This window comes from Blastococcus capsensis, assembly GCF_030165005.1.
Taxonomy (GTDB): domain Bacteria; phylum Actinomycetota; class Actinomycetes; order Mycobacteriales; family Geodermatophilaceae; genus Blastococcus; species Blastococcus capsensis.
In genome coordinates, this window is the sequence record NZ_JASNNW010000020.1 from 24,381 (window position 1) to 43,135 (window position 18,755).

Here is an 18,755-nt window from a genome sequence, read left to right on the forward strand (position 1 = left end):
CGGGCGCGGGTTCGACGAGCGCCAGCGAGGAGGACTCGTGACCGTCCCCTTCGGGCAGCGCCTGGCGGCGGCCGTGGCCGCTCGCGGCCCGCTGTGCGTGGGCATCGACCCGCACGAGGAGCTGCTCCTGGACTGGGGGGTGGGCGACTCGCTGGACGGGCTGCGCCGCTTCACCGATGCGGTGGTCGACGCGCTCGCCGGATCGGTGGCCGTGCTGAAGCCGCAGCTGGCCTTTTACGAACGGTTCGGCTCGCGCGGGCTGGCGGTGCTCGAGGACGCGGTGGTGAGGGCCCACGAGGCGGGCGCCCTCGTGCTGCTGGACGCCAAGCGTGGCGACATCGGTTCGACCATGGCCGCCTACGCCGACTACCTGCGCAGCGACCACCCGATGCAGGTGGACGCGATGACCGTCAGCCCCTATCTCGGGCCGGAGTCGCTGCGGCCCGCCGTCAGCACCGCGACGAGGTTCGGCGGGGGCCTCTTCGTCCTGGCCCGCACCTCGAACCCGGATGCGGGCGCCTTCCAGCACGCGACGGTCGGGGAGCGGTCGGTCGCGCAGGTCGTCGTCGACACGGTCCGCGGCTGGAACGCACCGGACGAGTTCGTCGGCGATCCGCCGACGGACCTGGCGTCGTCCGTGGACCCCCGCAGCGGGTGGGGCCCGTCCACGGGGTCGTTCGGCGTCGTCGTGGGTGCCACGCTGGATGCGCTCGACGTCGACCTCGACGGTCTCGGTGGGCCGGTCCTCGCCCCCGGTCTCGGCGCGCAGGGCGGCTCGGTGAGTGATCTGCGCCGGCTGTTCGGCGCGGGCACGGCCGTCGTCCCGACCGTCTCCCGCGACGTCCTCGGCGCCGGCCCCGACCCGGCCGCGCTGCGGGCCGCCGCCGCGCGCTGGGCTGAGGCGCTGGCGGCGTGAGGCGCCGCCGGTCCGGTCGGCGTGCGACGCCCACAACCGGCTGACCACCCGACCGGCGTGGGGCAAGACCCGTTTCCGGGCCCCTATGCTGGGCCATCGTGACGACGACGGGGCCGACGAGCGTGGCGGAGGCCGTCGCCCGTGCCGACGAGGTGGCGCAGACGGTCGCGGGTCCGCTCGCGGACCGCACCGACTCGGGCGTCTGGCCGGCCGAGGCGATCCGGGCCCTGCAGGCCGCCGGGCTCGGTGGCCTGGCCGCGCCTCGCTCGGTCGGCGGAGCGGGCCTCGGACTGCGCGGCGTCGCGGCGGTGTGCGAGGTGCTGGGCCGGGTGTGCGCCTCGACCGCGCTCTGCTTCGGGATGCACTGCGTGGCCACCGCGGTGCTCGCCGCGAAGCCGACCGAACGGCAGCGCACGGAGTTCCTCGACGCGATCGTGGCAGGCGAGCACCTGACCACCCTGGCCGTGTCCGAGCCGGGCACCGGTGCCCAGTTCTGGCTGCCGCAGACCCGGATGACGCGCGATGCGGCGGGGCTGCGGATCACCGGTGAGAAGTCGTTCATCACCAACGGCTCGCACGCCGACTCCTACGTCGTCAGCACCGTGGCGGCCGATCCCGAGGCGCCCATGGGGCAGTTCTCCTGCTTCGTGGTGCCGGCGGGGGCCGACGGCCTGACGTGGGGCGGCGAGTGGACCGGCATCGGAATGCGGGGCAACTCCTCCCGGGGCCTGCGCCTGGACGACGTCGTACTGGGGCCCGACCACCTGCTCGGTGCCGAGGGCGACCAGATCTGGTACGTCTTCGAGGTCGTGGCGCCCTACTTCCTGATGGCCATGGCGGGCACGTACGTGGGCGTGGCGCAGGCCTCGCTGGACGAGGCGACCGGCCACCTGTCCCGCCGGGCGCACGCGCACACCGGGCGACGGCTGGCCGGCGAGCCGATCTTGCAGCACCGGCTGGGAGTGCTGTGGGCGCAGGTGGAGCGCACCCGCCGCCTGGTGCACTGGGCCGCCGAGGAGGGTGACTCCGGCGGCCCGTCGGCGCTCCCAGCGCTCACGTCGGCCAAGGCCGAGGTGGCGCAGTGCGCCGTGGAGGTGACCAACGAGGCCATGACCCTGGTGGGCGGCATCGGCTACCGCGACCGGTCACCGCTGGAGCGGCACCTGCGCGACGCGCGGGCGGCCGACGTCATGAGCCCGACGACCGACATCCTGCGCACGTGGACGGGCCGGGCCGCGCTGGGCCTGCCGCTACTGGGCGAGTGAGCGGCCACGGCGAACCTGGCCGCTGTCTCCTCGTCGACCTCTCGGCGGCCGAGGCGGCGCTGCTGCGGAGGCTGCCGGGACAGGACAGCGTCTCGGTGGTCGAGCTGGACGCCCGGCTGAGCGGCGTTGCGGAGCCGGTGGACCTGGTGGTGATCGGCTCGCTGGCCACCGCGCCCCTGGCGCTGGTCCAGCGGGTGCACCGGCTGGTGCCCGACGCCGGCGTCGCCCTGCTCACCGACGACGTCGCCGGCATCCGCGGGCAGGCCTCCTACGCCCCCGGCGTGCCCCTCGACCTGCTGGTCGCCTCCGCCGCCGAGGACGACCTGGTGGAGCAGCTGGACCAGCTCCGGCGGTCCACGGGCGACCGACGCCGGCACGCCGCCGTCCTGGCCGCGGTGGTGCGCCGTGCCGCTGCCGCCGACGGCCGTGCTCCCACGATCCCGGCGGCCGTCGGGTCGCTGCTCGAGCACGCGCCGATCGCGGTGCTCGTGGCCGCCCCCTCGGGTGAGCTGCTGGGGTGGAACCGTCGCGGCGAGCACCTCCTCGACCTGCGGGAGGCGCGCACCGGCCGTTCGGTGGACACCGTCATCCCCGGCGCGGTCGCTTTCATGGCTCCCCTGGTGTCCGGGGCCGGGGCTGCTGGGGGGACGGACGTCGCGCCGGCTCCGCTCGAGGTGCGGATCGCCGGGAGGGTCGACGTCGAGCTGACCGCCGTGCGCAGCCAGACCGACGACGGGCGGCCGGTGGTGCTCCTCCTCGCCACCGACGTGACCGCGCACCGGCAGGCGGAGCGGGAGCGGGACCGGCTCGCGTCCCAGGTCCAGTTGCTCGCCCGCGTCTCCGAGACCCTCGTCGGGTCGCTGGACGTCGCCGAGTCGCTGTCCCGGCTGGCCGACGTGCTGGTCCCCGCGCTGGCGGACTGGACGAGCATCCAGTTCCGTTCGGAGCGGGACCAGCTCGCCGCCCTCGCCGTCCGGCACCGTGATGCCTCCCTCGCGGCCGTCGCCCGCCGCGTCGAGGCCCTCGTCGCGCGTAGCGGGGTCGGCAGCGAGGCCAGCCGGCGCGCGGCCGCCGGGGAAGCGGTCCTGTTCCCAGCCGTCGACCCGGCCACCCTCGACGACCAGGTGCCCGACGCCGACCTGCGGTCGCTCGTGACCCAGCTGGGGACGGGCAGCGTGCTCGCCGTCCCCGTCCCCGGCCGGGGTGGAGTGCTGGGCTCGCTCCTGCTCGCACGGACCCCCGGCAGCCCGGGCTTCGTGAGCGACGACATGTCACTGGCGACCGAGATCGGGCGCCGGGCCGGGATCGCGCTGGACAACGCCCGGCTCTACGCCGGACAGCGCCACGTGGCCACCGAGCTCCAGCAGAGCCTGCTGACCGAGCCGCCGGAGCTGCCCTTCGCCGACATCGCGGTGCGCTACGTGGCCGCCGCGCGGGAGGCGCAGGTCGGGGGCGACTGGTACGACGCCTTCCGGCAGCGACGCGGCGACCTCACGATCGTCATCGGCGACGTCGTCGGTCACGACACCCGTGCGGCGGCGGCCATGGGGCAGCTGCGATCACTCGTGCGCGGCATCGGGTTCACCACCGCCGGGACGCCGGCGCAGGTGCTCACCGCCGTCGACGAGGCCATCGACGGCCTCGAGCTGTCCACCATCGCGACCGCCGTCCTGGCCGAGCTGTCACCACGGGAGGACGGCGGGGCCGTGCTGCGCTGGTCGAACGCCGGCCATCCGCCGCCGGCGCTCCTGGGCCCCGACGGGCGGGCGCAGCTGCTCGACTACGGCACGGGGCGGGCGGACCTGCTGCTGGGGGTGGATGCGACCAGCGCGCGGCACACCGAGGAGACCACGGTGCCGGCCGGCGCGACCCTGCTGCTCTACACCGACGGGCTGATCGAGGCCCGCGACCACACCATCGACGACGGGCTGGCGCTGCTGCTGGAGATCCTGGAGCGCCACGCGCACGACGGGCTCGACGACCTCTGCGACGCGGTGCTCGGCCGGATGGTGCCGCAGGGCGGGCAGGACGACGTGGCCGTCGTCGCCGTGCGCCCACGGCCGGCCGAGGCGGGGCCCCGCGGCTGAGGCGGATCGGACGACGTGAGCCTGCGCCCCAGCGGTCGGCGTGTCGTCTCGTCGGCGTGTCGGGGCGGGTTCCCGCAGCTGGGCAGGCAGGTGTGGCCACGGAACAGGTCCGTCCACATACCGGTCCTGACCTGCGGCGATCACGAGGAGTGGCCAGCTGGGTCACCTGAGTGTGACGGTGCGTCCCCAGGTCCGGCGCGCGGCCCCGCAGGGGGTGCGTGACCAGCGGATTTGCCCTGGACCACCGTGACCGAGAGGCTCGGTCGCGAGGCGCACCACGTCTCGACGAACCGAACGAGCGCCGGCCCTCGCACGGCCGGCGACGACACGATTGGGTTGCACCATGCCCCTGCCTGACCTGTCCCCGGAACAGCGGGCCGCCGCCCTGGAGAAGGCGGCCGCAGCCCGCAAGGCGCGTGCCGAACTGCGTGAGCGACTCAAGAGCAAGGGCGCCACGGTCGGCGACGTCCTCAAGCAGGGCGAGACGGACGAAGTGATCGGCAAGATGCGCGTCTCCGCCGTCCTGGAGTCCCTGCCGGGAGTCGGCAAGGCGCGGGCTGCGAAGATCATGGAACGCCTGGAGATCTCCCCGACGCGGCGCGTGCGGGGTCTGGGCGCCAACCAGCGGCGGGCCCTGGAGGCCGAGTTCGGCAGCGACCAGGTGGTCGCCGAACAGGTCCCCGTCGACGGCGCCGTCTGAGGAGCCGCCGGCACCGCTGACGACCCGGGCGAGGACGACGAGTGGCTGCAGCGACATCGGCACGGTTGACCGTGCTCTCCGGACCCTCCGGGGTGGGCAAGGGCACCGTGGTCGCCGCGGTCCGGCAGCGGCACCCCGATGTGTGGGTGTCGGTGTCGGTGACCACTCGTCGTCCTCGCGTCGGTGAGGTCGACGGCGTCCACTACCACTTCGTCGAGGACGCCGAATTCGACCACCTGATCGCCACCGACGGGCTGCTGGAGTGGGCCGAGTACGCCGGCAATCGCTACGGCACCCCGGTCGCTCCCGTGGCGGCGCAGCTGGCCACCGGCCGGCCGGCGCTGCTGGAGATCGAGCTGCAGGGCGCCCGGCAGGTGCGGGCCCGGGCCCCGGAGGCGCAGTTGGTCTTCCTCGCCCCGCCCTCCTGGGGGGAACTGGTCAGCCGGCTGGCCGGCCGCGGGTCGGAGCCGGCGGCCGTCCAGGAGCGCCGGCTGGCCATCGCGCAGGCCGAGCTCGACTCGTCCGGGGAGTTCGACGTGGTCGTCGTCAATGACGACGTGGCCCGCGCTGCGGACGAGTTGGTAGGCTTGCTGACTGCGCCGTCACCCAGCCTCTGTCCGGGCGGCAGCGCCCACGAGTGAGCGGCCGGCCCGCCGGCCGCCGCCCACTCCCGCCGAACGATCGAGGAGACCCGCCCGCCCGTGTCCGGAGTCGCACCCGCCCCCGAGGGCATCACCAACCCGCCGATCGACGAGCTGCTCGAGCGCACCAGCAGCAAGTACGGGCTGGTCATCTTCGCCGCCAAGCGCGCGCGCCAGATCAACGCCTACTACAGCCAGCTCTCCGAGGGCCTGCTGGAGTACGTCGGCCCGCTGGTCGACACCGCGCCGCAGGAGAAGCCGCTGTCGATCGCGCTGCGCGAGATCAACGAGGGCCTGCTGGCCCACACCGCCGGCGAGAACTGAGCGAGGCTGCAGGTCCAGCAACCCGGCACCCCAGAAGTGATGACGAAGCCCCCGGCATCCGCCGGGGGCTTCGTTCTTCAGGGGCAGGGCCGCAGGCTCCGGTCACACACCGGAGGTGCGTCGCTCTATGGGGGCAGGGCCGCAGGCTCCGGTCACACACCGGAGGTGCGTTGTGGAGGATGACGTCATGAGCCGGATCGTGCTGGGCGTCAGCGGTGGCGTCGCCGCCTACAAGGCCGTGCTGCTGCTGCGGGCGTTCACCGAGGCGGGGCACGACGTGCGGGTCGTCCCGACGCCGGGCGCGCTGCACTTCGTCGGCGCGGCCACCTTCGAGGCGCTGTCGGGCAACCCGGTCACCACCGACGTCTGGTCCGACGTGCCGGAGGTGGCGCACGTCCGGATCGGCCAGGAGGCCGATCTCGTCGTCGTCGCCCCGGCCACCGCGGATCTGCTGGCCCGGGCCGCCATGGGCCGGGCCGACGACCTGCTCACCGCCACGTTGCTCACCGCGCACTGCCCGGTGGTCTTCGTCCCGGCGATGCACACCGAGATGTGGCTGCACCCGGCCACCCAGGACAACGTCGCCACGCTGCGCCGCCGGGGCGCGGTCGTGCTGCCCCCGGCGATCGGCCGGCTCACCGGCCCGGACTCCGGGCCCGGCCGGCTGCCGGAGCCCACCGACATCGCCGCACTGGCCGGCGTCGTGCTCGCCGGGGGTGCCGCGGCGCTGCCGGGGGACCTCACGGGGCGACGGGTGGTCATCAGCGCCGGCGGCACCCGTGAGCCGCTGGACCCGGTGCGGTACCTGGGGAACCGGTCCTCGGGCAAGCAGGGGTGGGCGCTGGCGCGGGTCGCCGCCGCCCGGGGGGCCGATGTGGTGCTGGTGGCGGCGAACGTGGAGATCGCGGCGCCGTTCGGTGTCCGCGTCGTCCCGGTGGGGACGGCCGAGGAGCTGCGGGCCGCCATGCTCGCCGAGGCCGGGGCGGGTGGGGAGGCGATGGCCGACGTCGTGGTGATGAGCGCCGCGGTCGCCGACTTCCGGCCGGTCACCGTCGCCGCCACCAAGCTGAAGAAGGGCACGGCCGGCGAGCCGAGCGCGATCGCGCTGGTGCGCAACCCCGACGTGCTGGCCGAGCTGGTCACGAAGCGGCCGCCCGGTCAGCTGGTCGTGGGTTTCGCCGCCGAGACCGGCGACGGCGACGCCGACGTGCTGACCCACGCGCGCGCCAAGCTGCTCCGGAAGGGCTGCGACCTGCTGGTGGTCAACGACGTCTCGGCCGGGCAGGTGTTCGGCCGCGCCGACAACGCCGTCGTCGTGCTCGCCGCCGAGGGGCCGGACACCGAGGTGCCGCACGGGAGCAAGGACGCGGTGGCCGCCGGCATCTGGACCGCCGTGACCGCCCGGCTGGCCCCGCCGGCCGGCTCCTGACGTACGCCGCGGTGCCGTAGCCGGAGCCCGCCGGTAACGTGCGCACCCAGGTGCTCCGCACGGACGTCGCGCGCGGCACCGCCGTCGCTCATCGCCGCTCTGCCGCCACCCACCCACCCACCCACCTACCGTCCCAGGGAGTACCGAGTGCCACGCCGTCTCTTCACCTCCGAGTCGGTGACCGAGGGCCACCCGGACAAGATCGCCGACCAGATCAGCGACTCGATCCTGGACGCGATGCTCACCGAGGACCCCCGCAGCCGGGTCGCGGTCGAGACCCTCATCACCACAGGTCAGGTGCACATCGCCGGCGAGGTGACCACGGCCGGCTACGTCGACATCCCGGCGATCGTGCGGGAAACCGTCCTCGCCATCGGCTACGACTCCTCGCGCAAGGGCTTCGACGGTGCCTCCTGCGGCGTCAGCGTGTCGATCGGCGCCCAGTCGCCGGACATCGCCCAGGGCGTCGACACCGCCTACGAGTCCCGCACCCAGGCCGAGCTCGCGGCTCAGACCGAGGCCACCGAGGACGCCATCGCCCGCCAGGGCGCCGGTGACCAGGGCCTGATGTTCGGCTACGCCTCCGACGAGACCCCCGAGTTCATGCCGCTGCCCATCGCGCTGGCGCACCGGCTCTCCCGCCGGCTGTCGGCGGTGCGCAAGGACGGCTCGGTGCCCTACCTGCGGCCCGACGGCAAGACCCAGGTCACCGTCGTCTACGAGGACGACCGGCCGGTCGCCGTCGACACGGTGGTCGTGTCCTCGCAGCACGCCGAGGACATCTCGATCGAGACCCTGCTGACCCCCGACATCGAGGAACTGGTCGTCGAGCCGGAGCTCGCCGCGCTGGGCCTGCCGACCACCGGTCACCGGCTGCTGGTGAACCCGACCGGGAAGTTCGTCATCGGCGGCCCGATGGGCGACGCGGGGCTCACCGGCCGCAAGATCATCGTCGACACCTACGGCGGCATGGCCCGGCACGGTGGTGGCGCGTTCTCCGGCAAGGACCCGTCGAAGGTCGACCGGTCGGGTGCCTACGCGATGCGCTGGGTTGCCAAGAACGTGGTCGCCGCGGGCCTGGCCCGCCGCTGCGAGGTCCAGGTGGCCTACGCGATCGGCGCCGCCCACCCGGTCGGGCTGTTCGTGGAGACGTTCGGGACCGGCACCGTCGCCGACGAGGTCCTGGAGAAGGCGATCACCTCGGTGTTCGACCTGCGGCCGGGCGCGATCGTGCGCGACCTCGACCTGCTGCGGCCCATCTACCGGCCCACCGCTGCCTACGGGCACTTCGGCCGGGCCGACCTGGACCTGCCGTGGGAGCGCCTCGACCGCATCGAGGCGCTGCGCTCGGCCGTGGGGGCGTAGTAAGAGGACCCCGCTGCCCCCCACGCCTCGCAGGCTCGGCGCGGGCCCCTGCAGCGGGTCCGTTCCAGTAGCCGTCCCGAGCCGGGGACGGGCCGCGGGACTGTCGGTGGGAGCGGGGAGACTGGTCCGGTGCAGGTGGCCAGGGTCGTCGTCGATGTCCCGCTGGCACACCTCGACCGGCCCTTCGACTACGCGGTGCCGGAGAAGTTCGCCGAGACCGTGCAGGCCGGCTGCCGGGTGCGGGTCCGCTTCCACGGCCGGCTGGTCGACGGCGTCGTCTGGGAGCTGGGCGACACCACCGACTTCTCCGGCGCGCTGCAGCCGCTCTCGCACGTGCCCTCCGGTGAGCCGGTGCTCACGCCGCAGGTCGCCCGGCTGGTCCGTGCGGTCGCCGACCGGTACGCCGGCACCGCGAGCGACGTGCTCCGCCTCGCCCTGCCGCCGCGCCGGGCCGCCGCGGAGAAACGGCCCTCGCCGACGCCGGAGGAGCTGCCCCCACCGCCGGACCAGGCCGGGTTCGCCCGCTACCCGGCCGGGCCGGCGCTGCTGACCGCGTTGGCCGAGGGTCGTCCGGCGCGGGCGGTGTGGACGGCTCTGCCCGGCGAGGACTGGCCCACCCGGCTCGTCGAGCTGTGCCGCGCCGCCCTCTCCGGCCGGCGCGGGGCACTGGTGGTCGTGCCCGACGGCAAGGACCTCGACCGGCTCACTGCGGCGGCCGAGCGGCTGCTGCCGGCCGACTCGTTCACCGTGCTGCGGGCCGACGACTCGAAGGAGTTGCGCTACCGCCGGTTCCTGGCCGCCTCGCGAGGCGCCGCCCAGGTCGTGCTGGGCACCCGGGCGGCGATGTTCGCGCCGGTCCGGGACCTCGGCCTGGTGATCGTCTGGGACGACGGCGACGACCTGCACTCCGACGACCACGCGCCCTACCCGCACGCCCGTGACGTGCTGGTCCAGCGGGCCTGGCTCGACTCCTGCGCCGCGGTGGTCGCCGGCACCTCCCGCACGGCCGAGGCCGCGCTGCTGGTCGAGTCCGGGTGGGCGCACGAGCTCGTCGCCGACCGCGCGGTGCTGCGGAGCGCGGCGCCCCGCGTGCAGGCGCTCGGGGACGACTTCGAACTGGCCCGCGACCCGGCCGCCCGCACTGCCCGGCTGCCCTCGCTGGCGTACGAGGCCGCCCGCAAGGCACTGGCCGCGGGCGCCCCCGTGCTCGTGCAGGTGCCCCGGCGGGGCTACGTCCCGTCCCTGTCCTGCGCCCGCTGCCGGGCGCCCGCCCGCTGCGCCCACTGCGCCGGGCCGCTGGGCATCTCGCCGCGCCCCGGCCCGGAAGGGGCCCGGATACCGGCCTGCCGCTGGTGCGCCCGCCCGGCGGCCACCTTCGACTGCCCGCACTGCCACGCGACGAAGCTGCGCGCCGCGGTGGTCGGGGAGTCGCGCACCGCCGAGGAGCTCGCCCGAGCTTTCGCGGGTACGACCGTCCGGACCTCCGGCAGCACCTCCGGTGTGCTGGCCTCGGTACCGGGCGGCCCCGCGCTGGTCGTGGCCACCCCCGGCGCCGAACCCGTGGCCGACGGCGGCTACGGCGCCGCGCTCCTGCTGGACTCGTGGGCACTGCTGGGCCGCGCGGACCTGCGCGCAGGGGAGGAGACCCTGCGCCGGTGGACGAACGCTGCCGCCCTGGTCCGGCCGGCCGCTGCCGGAGGGCTGGTCGTCGTGGCCGCGGACGCGGCGCACGCCGTCGTCCAGGCGCTGGTGCGCTGGGATCCGGCCTGGCTGGCTGAGCGGGAGCTGGCCGACCGGCGGCAGCTCGGCTTCCCGCCGGTCACCCGGATGGCGTCGCTGTCGGGCTCGCCGGCGGCGCTGGCCGAGTTCCTGGCGACCGCCCGGCTGCCCGCCGACGCCGACCTGCTCGGTCCCGTTCCGGAGCGGCCCCGGCCCGGGCAGGACGGCGAGCGGGAGCGGTACCTGGTGCGGGTGCCACGCGCCGGTGGGGCCGCCCTGGCGCATGCGCTGGCGGAGGTGCAGGGCGTGCGCAGCGCGAAGAAGGTGCCCGAGCACGTGCGCGTCCAGCTGGACCCGCTCGACTTGGTGTGAGGACCCACGCGAAGAAGGTCGGCCGGCTGGTCGCCCGCGGCGCCCAGGGTGTGGTGCTCGGGTGCACCGTGATCGAGCTGCTCATCGGGCCGGACGACGTCGACGTGCCGGCCTTCCCGACGACGGCGCTGCACGTGGCCGCCGCCGTGCGGGCCGCGCTGGCCGACGCTGATGGCCCCTCGGCAGGGGCCCGTCGCGAGTTTGCGAGCGGCGGGGGGCCGAGGGGCCCTTCTACTACGATCGACGGGTGAGCGTGACCCCGATCCGGCTGTACGGCGACCCGGTGCTGCACCGGTCCGCGGCGCCGGTCGTGGACTTCGACAGGGAGCTCCGGCAGCTCGTCGCCGACCTGACCGACACCATGCTGGCCGCCGGCGGCGCAGGTCTGGCCGCGCCGCAGATCGGCGTCGGCCTGCGCGTCTTCACCTGGCACGTGGACGGAGATGTCGGCCACCTGGTGAACCCCGACGTCGCCGCGGTGGGGGAGGAGGAGCAGGACGGGCCCGAGGGGTGCCTGTCCATCCCCGGCCTGCGGTACGACTGCCGCCGGCACCTGCACGTGGTCGCCTCCGGCTGGGACCTGCACGGTGACCCTCTCCGCGTCGAGGGGTCGGAACTGCTGGCTCGTGCCATCCAGCACGAGACCGACCACCTCGACGGCGTCCTGTTCGTCGACCGGCTCGGCGAGGCCGCCCGCGAGCTAGCGCTCGCCGAGATCCGGACCGCGGAGTGGGCCGGCGAGGGCGGCTACCTCCCCGTCATGAAGGTGAGCCCGCACTGAAGCTCCTGTTCGCCGGCACGCCGGCACCCGCCGTTCCCTCGCTGGAGGCGCTGCTGGCGTCCGATCACGAGGTCGTCGCCGTCCTCACCCGCCCCGACGCCCGGTCCGGCCGGGGCCGGCAGGTGAGCCGTTCCCCGGTGGCCGAGCGCGCCGACGCGGCGGGCATCCCGGTGCTGCAGCCGCGGTCGCCGCGGGAGCCGGAGTTCCTCCGACAACTGGTCGACCTCGCCGTCGACTGCGCGCCGGTCGTCGCCTACGGCGCACTGGTGCCGCAGGCCGCGCTGAATCTGCCGCGGCACGGCTGGGTCAACCTGCACTTCTCCCTGCTGCCCGCCTGGCGCGGTGCGGCACCCGTGCAGCACGCGCTCATGGCCGGCGACGAGGTCACCGGGGCGTCCACCTTCCTGCTGGAGGCGGGATTGGACACCGGCCCGGTGTTCGGCACGCTCACCGAAGCCGTCAGGCCCCGCGACACCGCGGGCGACCTGCTCGACCGGCTGGCCCGCAGCGGCGCCGGCCTGCTCGTGGCCACGCTGGACGGCATCGCCGCCGGCGTGGTCGAGCCACGGCCGCAGCCGGCCGACGGGATCAGCGTCGCGCCGAAGGTCGAGGCCGCCGACGCCCGTGTCGACTGGGCGCTGCCCGCGCACGTCGTGGACCGGCGGGTCCGCGGCGTGACGCCGGCGCCCGGGGCGTGGACGACGTGGCGGGGGGAACGCATGCGCCTGGGGCCGGTCTCGCCGCTGCCCGACGGCCCGTCGCCGGCCGCCGGCGAGGTGCTGGTCGACTCCGGTGGGGTCTACGTCGGGACGGGTAGCGGTGGAGTGCGGCTGGACCTCGTGCAGCCGGCCGGCAAGCGGATGATCCCCGCCGCCGACTGGGCGCGTGGCGCGCGACCGGCCCCGGGCGAGCGGCTGGGCGGCGCGTGACCCGCCCACCGCGGAAGGGCGGCCGGAATGGGCGCCGGCATCCCGCGACGCGGCGTCCGGTCCTCGACGGCGCCCGGCTGACCGCCTACGACGTTCTCGACGCCGTCTCCTCCCGGGAGGCGTTCGCCAACCTGCTCCTGCCGCAGCTGCTGCGCGAGCGGCAGCTCGACCCGCGGGACGCCGGCTTCGCCACCCAGCTGGCCTACGGCGCGCTGCGCGCCCGGGGCACGCTGGACGCGATCCTGACCGGGCTGGTGTCCCGCCCGCTGGCCGAGCTGGACCCGCGGGTGCTGGACCTGCTGCGGCTCGGCGCCTACCAGATCGTCGACCTCCGGGTTCCGTCGCACGCCGCTGTCGACACCACCGTCGACCTCACCCGCGCGATCGTCGGCACCGGCGCGTCGGGCCTGGTCAACGCGGTGCTGCGCAAGGTCGCCGCCGGCGGGGACCGGGCCGCGTGGCTCGAGGCGCTGGCAGCCGGGGCGGACGAGCGGCTGGCGCTGGCCACGGACCACCCTCGCTGGATCGTCGACGCCTGGCGGGATGCGCTCGGTGGCGACGAGGACCTGGAGTCCGCGCTGCTGGCCGACGACGCCGCGCCGGAGGTTCACCTCGTCGCGCGGCGCATGGACCGCGATGAGCTGGTGACCGAGTCCGGGGGCGAGCCCGGCCCCTGGTCGCCGTACGCGGTCCGGCTGGGCGGGGGAGACCCCGGCCGGCTGGCGTCGGTGCGCTCGGGCCGCGCGGCCGTGCAGGACGAGGGCAGCCAGCTCGCCGCGCTGCTGCTCACCCGTGCGCCGCTCGAGGGCCCGGAGACGGCGTGGCTGGACATGTGCGCCGGCCCGGGCGGCAAGTCCGGGCTGCTGGCCGCGACGCGGCCCGACGGCGTGCGCCTCACCGCCGCCGACCGTGCGCCGCACCGCGCAGAACTGGTCCGGCAGGCGCTGCGCGACGAACAGGACACCGAGGTGCTGGCCGCCGACGGCACGCAGCCGCCGTGGGCGCCCGGCTCGTTCGACCGGGTGCTCCTGGATGCACCGTGCACCGGGCTGGGCGCTCTGCGGCGGCGCCCCGAGGTGCGCTGGCGACGGACGGCCGACGACGTCGCTCCGCTGGCCGAGCTGCAGACCCGGCTGCTGGAGAGCGCTCTCCGGTCGGCCCGCGTGGGGGGCGTCGTCGCCTACGTGACCTGCTCACCGCACACCGCCGAGACCGTCGCGGTGATCGAGGCGGCGGCCGCGCGGGACGACGTCGAGGTGCTGCCGGTGGCCCCGCTGTTCCCCGAGGTGCCGGACATCGCCCGCGGCGACCACGGGCAGCTGTGGCCGCACCGGCACGGCACCGACGCCATGTTCATGGCGCTGCTCCGCCGCACCCGCTGACCCGCCGGGTCCTCACGTGTCGGTCGGGGTTCCTGACGGCGCGCGACCCGCGCGGCACGGTCGCCGACCTCGTGCTGCACCGTGAGGTCGGCGACCCCGTGGCGAGGACGGTGGACCGGTCGCATGCCCCGGGGTCCCGGCCGGGAGGCGGCACGTCGGTGATCGCGATCCGCCTAGACTCGGCGGACGTGTCCCGGCAACCGTTGATCGCGCCCAGCCTGCTGTCCGCGGACTTCGCCCGCCTCGCCGACGAGGTGGCCCGCGTGGCCGCCGCCGACTGGCTGCACGTCGACGTCATGGACGCGCACTTCGTCCCCAACCTGACCCTCGGCCTGCCGGTCGTCCAGGCGATCCAGCGGGTGAGCCCCGTGCCGCTGGACTGCCACCTGATGATCGAGGACCCGGAGCGCTGGGCGCCCGGGTACGCCGAGGCCGGGGCCCGCAACGTGACGGTGCACGCCGAGGCCTGCCGCGACCCGCGCGCGGTGGCCCGCGACATCCGGGCCGCCGGGGCACTGGCCGGCCTGGCGATCAAGCCCGGCACGCCGCTGGAGGACCACCTCGACGTCCTGCGCGACTTCGACACCCTGCTCGTGATGAGCGTGGAGCCCGGCTTCGGCGGCCAGTCCTTCATCGCCGACGTGCTGCCGAAGGTGCGCCGTGCCCGGGAACTGGTGGACGCCGGAGAGCTCCGGCTGCTGGTCGAGATCGACGGCGGCATCAACGCCGACACCATCGAGCAGGCCGCCGAGGCCGGCGTCGACATGTTCGTCGCCGGGTCGGCCGTCTACGGCGCCGACGATCCCGCCGAGGCGATCGCCGCGCTGCGCGCGCAGGCCGCCGCGGCGATGACCGGGTGAACGTCGCACCCGCCGAGGCGGCCGCGAGCATCCCGGCGCGCGAGTCCAGCGCCATGCGGCGCGCCCGCGAGCTGGGCGCGACCGTGCTCGGCACGACCAGTCCGAACCCGGCCGTCGGCGCCGTCGTCCTGGCGGCCGACGGCAGGGTCGCGGGGGAGGGGGCGACCGCCCCGCCAGGCGGGCCGCACGCCGAGGTGCGCGCGCTGGCCCAGGCCGGTGCGGGCGCACTCGGGGGCACCGCCGTCGTCACCCTGGAGCCGTGCGCGCACACCGGCCGCACCGGGCCGTGCGCCGACGCGCTGCTCGCCGCCGGTATCGCCCGGGTCGTCGTCGCCGTGCCGGAGCCGACCGAGCTCGCCGGCGGGGGAGCCGAGCGGCTGCGCACGGCCGGCGTCGACGTCGTCGTCGGCGTCGAGCAGGAGGCCGCCGAGCGCGGTGCGCTGGCCGGCTGGCTGACCGGCGTCCGCGAGCAGCGCCCGTACGTGATCTGGAAGGTCGCCGCCACCCTCGACGGGCGGGTGGCCGCCGCCGACGGCAGCAGCCGGTGGGTGACCGGGCCGGAGGCGCGCGCCGAGGTGCACCGGCTGCGCGCCGGCTGCGACGCCGTCGTCGTCGGCTCGGGCACCGCGCTCACCGACGACCCGCAGCTCACCGTCCGGGACGCCGACGGCCGCGATGCCGCACGCCAGCCGCTGCGCGTCGTCGTCGACCGCCGGGACCGGCTGCCGGCCACCGCCCGGGTGCTGGACGACGCCGCTCGCACCCTGATCAGCCGCGCCGCGGAGCCGGCGGAGCTGCTGGCCGAGCTGTTCGCCCGGGACGTCCGCCGCGTGCTGCTCGAGGGCGGGCCCACGCTTGCCGCGGCGTTCCTCCGCGCCGGGCTGGTGGACGAGGCCGTCGTCCACCTCGCCCCGAAGCTGCTGGGGACCGGGCCGTCCCTGGTGGGCGACCTGGGAATCAGCGCGATCGGCTCGGCGCTGTCCCTCTCGGTCGCCGATCTCACCCCCCTGGGCGGGGACGTGCAGATCCGGCTGCATCCCACCCGGCACACTGGTGGGGGCACCCGCACCAGCGGGGACGGCACGGACGGAGGGAGCTGAGGTGTTCACCGGCATCGTCGAAGAGGTGGGCACCCTGGCCGGCCGGGAGGACCAGGGCGACTCCGCCGTCCTGAGCATCCGCGCCCGCACCGTCCTGACCGACGTCTCGCTGGGCGACTCCATCGCGGTCAACGGCGTCTGCCTCACCGTCACCGGCGTGCAGCCGGACGCCGGCGGCGCCGGTGTCTGGACCACCGACGTGATGGCCGAGACGCTGCGCCGCAGCAGCCTCGGCTCGGTCACCGACGGCGCTCCGGTCAACCTGGAGCGCGCCGTCAGCCCGCACACCCGGCTCGGGGGGCACCTGATGCAGGGCCACGTCGACGGCGTGGGCCGGATCGTGTCCCGCACGCCCGGCGAGCACTGGGAGGTCGTGCGCATCGCGCTCCCCGCCGAGCTCGGCCGCTACGTCGTGGAGAAGGGCTCCATCGCCGTCGACGGCGTCTCGCTGACCGTCAGCGCGGTCAGCGCTCCTGCCGATCCCGAGCCCTGGTTCGAGGTCAGCCTCATCCCCACCACCCTCCGCGAGACCACGCTCGGCGCGCGCGCCACGGGGGAGCCCGTCAACCTGGAGGTCGACGTGATCGCCAAGTACGTGGAACGCTTGCTGGAGGCCCGCCGATGAGCGAGCCCCGTACCCGGCTGGACTCCATCGAGAGCGCCATCGCCGCGATCAAGGACGGTCGCCCGGTGGTCGTCGTCGACGACGAGGACCGCGAGAACGAGGGCGACCTGATCTTCGCCGCCGAGCTGGCCACCCCCGAGCTCGTCGCCTTCATGGTCCGGTACACGTCCGGTTACGTCTGCGTGGCGGTCACCGAGGCCGATGCAGATCGGCTCGACCTGCCGCCCATGCACCGGGTGAACCAGGACCGGCTCGGCACCGCCTACACGGTGACCGTGGACGCCCGCGAGGGCGTCACCACCGGCATCTCCGCGGCCGACCGCGCGCACACCATCCGCACCCTGGCCGCCGCGGAGACCACCTCGGGCGACCTGGCCCGGCCCGGCCACGTCGTGCCCCTGCGGGCCCGTGACGGCGGGGTGCTGCGCCGCCCCGGCCACACCGAGGCCGCCGTCGACCTGGCGCTCCTGGCCGGCCTGCGCCCGTCGGGCGTGCTCTGCGAGATCGTCAGCGAGAAGGACCCGGTCGGCATGGCGCGCAGCGAGGAGCTGCGGGTCTTCGCCGACGAGCACGACCTCTGCCTGGTCTCCATCGCCGACCTGATCGCCTACCGCAAGCGGTTCGACAAGCTGGTCGAGCGGGTGGCCGAGGCGATCGTGCCGCTGACCCCCGGCACCTTCACCGCCGTCGGGTACCGCAGCTCCTACGACGAGCGCGAGCACGTGGCCTTCGTCTACGGCGAGATCGGCGACGGCGAGGACGTGCTGGTGCGGGTGCACTCCGAGTGCCTCACCGGCGACGTCTTCGGCTCGCTGCGCTGCGACTGCGGGCCACAGCTGCAGGCGGCGCTGGCCGCCGTCGCCCGGGAGGGCCGTGGCGTGGTGCTCTACATCCGCGGGCACGAGGGCCGCGGCATCGGCCTGCTGCACAAGCTGCAGGCCTACCAGCTGCAGGACCTGGGCGCCGACACCGTCGACGCCAACCTCGACCTGGGGCTGCCCGCCGACGCCCGCGACTACGGCACCGGCGCGCAGATCCTCGTCGACCTGGGCGTCCGGACCATGCGGCTGCTCACCAACAACCCGGCGAAGCGGGCCGGGCTCGAGGGTTACGGGCTGCGGGTCCTCGGCCGGGTGTCGTTGCCGAGTCACGTCACCGCCGAGAACCTGGGCTACCTGCGCACCAAGCGCGACCGGATGGGGCACCTGCTGGACATCATCGAGCCGGAAACCGAGTCGGGGCCCGCGGACGCCCCGGGCACGATCACCGTGCCCGGCACCGACGTACTACTCGGCCGGAACGAGCAGCCGCAGTGAAAGAGCTTGCGGCTTCACCAGGGAACGCAGCAGCGCCGCTGACGCGGACGACGAGCTGGGGGCACCTCCCGCTTGCGGGGGACAGCGAGGAGGACTCGTGAGCGGGGCGGGCGCACCGGAGGCCGAGCCGGTCGACGCGGCGGGGCTCACGCTCGGCATCGTGGCCACCACCTGGCACGCCGAGATCACCGGCGCACTGCTGGACCGGGCGCTCGCTGCGGCCGGGGCGTCCGGCGTCGTCGCGCCGATCGTGGTGCGTGTGCCCGGTGCGGTCGAACTGCCGGTGGTCGCCCAGGCGCTCACCGAGCGGCACGACGCCGTCGTGGCGCTGGGCGTGGTCATCCGCGGCGGCACCCCGCACTTCGAATACGTCTGCGACTCGGTGACCGCCGGGCTCACCCGGGTGGCCCTCGACGCCGGCAAGCCGGTCGGCAACGGGGTCCTCACCACCGACGACGAGCAGCAGGCGCGGGACCGCTCCGGCCTCCCGGGGTCGGCCGAGGACAAGGGCTGGGCGGCGACGATCGCCGCGCTGCAGACCGCGCTCGTGCTCCGCGAGCTGCGGGGACCGCAGCGGCAGACCGGCTTCTCCGTGACCCCCGCCGGCCGGGAGGCCCGTTCGTGAAGACCTTCGACACCCTGTTCGCCGAGCTCGCCGGGAAGGTCGCTGCCGGCGACCCGTCGTCGGGGACCGTCACCGCCGTGCGCGACGGGGTCCACGCGGCCGGCAAGAAGGTCGTCGAGGAGGCCGCCGAATCCTGGATGGCCGCCGAGCACGAGGGCGCCGACCGCACCGCCGAGGAGATCAGCCAACTGCTCTACCGGGTGCAGGTGCTCATGCTGGCCCGGGGCCTGACGCTCGACGACGTCTACGCTCACCTCTGAAGAAGGACCCCGCTGCCCCCCACCGCTCGCTGCGCTCGCGGCGGGGCCCTGCAGCGGGG

Annotated in this window: 19 protein-coding genes; all 19 read left to right on the forward strand. The window is 75.3% G+C overall.

Annotation, left to right across the window (positions count from 1 at the left end):
• Positions 1–37: 37 nt before the first annotated feature.
• The 19 genes from pyrF (at position 38) to QOZ86_RS15875 (ending at position 18,696) form a co-directional block, all read left to right on the forward strand.
• Complete coding sequence (pyrF, locus tag QOZ86_RS15785) at positions 38–916, forward strand: orotidine-5'-phosphate decarboxylase (protein ID WP_284492937.1); 879 nt, start codon at positions 38–40, stop codon at positions 914–916.
• Between the two features lie 98 nt (positions 917–1,014).
• The gene (locus tag QOZ86_RS15790; RefSeq protein WP_284492938.1) at positions 1,015–2,181 is read left to right on the forward strand and encodes an acyl-CoA dehydrogenase family protein; all 1,167 of its coding nucleotides are present in this window, start codon (positions 1,015–1,017) and stop codon (positions 2,179–2,181) included.
• Positions 2,178–4,268: a GAF domain-containing SpoIIE family protein phosphatase gene (locus tag QOZ86_RS15795; RefSeq protein WP_284492939.1), complete on the forward strand. Its 2,091-nt coding sequence runs from the start codon at positions 2,178–2,180 to the stop codon at positions 4,266–4,268. Before QOZ86_RS15790 ends, QOZ86_RS15795 begins: the two co-directional genes overlap by 4 nt.
• Positions 4,269–4,611: 343 nt before the next feature.
• Positions 4,612–4,968 carry an integration host factor, actinobacterial type gene (mihF, locus tag QOZ86_RS15800; RefSeq protein ID WP_014376155.1) on the forward strand — a complete coding sequence of 119 codons (357 nt, stop codon included), beginning with the start codon at positions 4,612–4,614 and terminating at the stop codon, positions 4,966–4,968.
• A 41-nt stretch (positions 4,969–5,009) separates the two neighbouring features.
• Positions 5,010–5,609: a guanylate kinase gene (gene gmk / locus QOZ86_RS15805; RefSeq protein ID WP_284492940.1), complete on the forward strand. Its 600-nt coding sequence runs from the start codon at positions 5,010–5,012 to the stop codon at positions 5,607–5,609.
• A gap of 60 nt (positions 5,610–5,669) precedes the next feature.
• Positions 5,670–5,933, forward strand: coding sequence for a DNA-directed RNA polymerase subunit omega (gene rpoZ / locus QOZ86_RS15810; protein WP_014376157.1), 264 nt, complete (start codon positions 5,670–5,672; stop codon positions 5,931–5,933).
• Positions 5,934–6,120: 187 nt separating this feature from the next.
• The gene (gene coaBC / locus QOZ86_RS15815; RefSeq protein ID WP_284492941.1) at positions 6,121–7,362 is read left to right on the forward strand and encodes a bifunctional phosphopantothenoylcysteine decarboxylase/phosphopantothenate--cysteine ligase CoaBC; all 1,242 of its coding nucleotides are present in this window, start codon (positions 6,121–6,123) and stop codon (positions 7,360–7,362) included.
• 147 nt (positions 7,363–7,509) lie between these two features.
• Positions 7,510–8,727, forward strand: coding sequence for a methionine adenosyltransferase (gene metK, locus QOZ86_RS15820; RefSeq protein WP_284492942.1), 1,218 nt, complete (start codon positions 7,510–7,512; stop codon positions 8,725–8,727).
• 129 nt (positions 8,728–8,856) lie between these two features.
• A complete protein-coding gene (locus tag QOZ86_RS15825; RefSeq protein WP_284492943.1) occupies positions 8,857–10,818 on the forward strand; it encodes a primosomal protein N' in 1,962 nt (653 codons plus the stop codon).
• Entirely contained in the window at positions 10,815–11,069 is a 255-nt protein-coding gene (locus QOZ86_RS15830; RefSeq protein WP_284492944.1) for a hypothetical protein, read from the forward strand. The genes QOZ86_RS15825 and QOZ86_RS15830 overlap by 4 nt, the downstream gene beginning before the upstream one ends.
• Positions 11,066–11,599, forward strand: coding sequence for a peptide deformylase (def, locus tag QOZ86_RS15835; RefSeq protein ID WP_284492945.1), 534 nt, complete (start codon positions 11,066–11,068; stop codon positions 11,597–11,599). The genes QOZ86_RS15830 and def overlap by 4 nt, the downstream gene beginning before the upstream one ends.
• Positions 11,548–12,528, forward strand: a complete 981-nt coding sequence (gene fmt / locus QOZ86_RS15840; protein WP_284492946.1) for a methionyl-tRNA formyltransferase — start codon at positions 11,548–11,550, stop codon at positions 12,526–12,528. Before def ends, fmt begins: the two co-directional genes overlap by 52 nt.
• Positions 12,525–13,910 carry an RsmB/NOP family class I SAM-dependent RNA methyltransferase gene (locus QOZ86_RS15845; RefSeq protein WP_284492947.1) on the forward strand — a complete coding sequence of 462 codons (1,386 nt, stop codon included), beginning with the start codon at positions 12,525–12,527 and terminating at the stop codon, positions 13,908–13,910. Before fmt ends, QOZ86_RS15845 begins: the two co-directional genes overlap by 4 nt.
• Before the next feature lie 188 nt (positions 13,911–14,098).
• Entirely contained in the window at positions 14,099–14,770 is a 672-nt protein-coding gene (rpe, locus tag QOZ86_RS15850) for a ribulose-phosphate 3-epimerase (RefSeq protein ID WP_284492948.1), read from the forward strand.
• Positions 14,767–15,870 (forward strand): bifunctional diaminohydroxyphosphoribosylaminopyrimidine deaminase/5-amino-6-(5-phosphoribosylamino)uracil reductase RibD, encoded by a 1,104-nt coding sequence (gene ribD, locus QOZ86_RS15855; protein WP_284492949.1) that lies wholly within the window; start codon positions 14,767–14,769, stop codon positions 15,868–15,870. The genes rpe and ribD overlap by 4 nt, the downstream gene beginning before the upstream one ends.
• Position 15,871: 1 nt before the next feature.
• Positions 15,872–16,495: a riboflavin synthase gene (locus QOZ86_RS15860; RefSeq protein ID WP_284492950.1), complete on the forward strand. Its 624-nt coding sequence runs from the start codon at positions 15,872–15,874 to the stop codon at positions 16,493–16,495.
• Positions 16,492–17,811, forward strand: coding sequence for a bifunctional 3,4-dihydroxy-2-butanone-4-phosphate synthase/GTP cyclohydrolase II (locus QOZ86_RS15865; RefSeq protein WP_284492951.1), 1,320 nt, complete (start codon positions 16,492–16,494; stop codon positions 17,809–17,811). The genes QOZ86_RS15860 and QOZ86_RS15865 overlap by 4 nt, the downstream gene beginning before the upstream one ends.
• Positions 17,812–17,908: 97 nt before the next feature.
• Positions 17,909–18,436 (forward strand): 6,7-dimethyl-8-ribityllumazine synthase, encoded by a 528-nt coding sequence (gene ribH / locus QOZ86_RS15870; RefSeq protein WP_284492952.1) that lies wholly within the window; start codon positions 17,909–17,911, stop codon positions 18,434–18,436.
• A complete protein-coding gene (locus QOZ86_RS15875; protein ID WP_284492953.1) occupies positions 18,433–18,696 on the forward strand; it encodes a phosphoribosyl-ATP diphosphatase in 264 nt (87 codons plus the stop codon). Before ribH ends, QOZ86_RS15875 begins: the two co-directional genes overlap by 4 nt.
• Positions 18,697–18,755 lie beyond the last annotated feature (59 nt).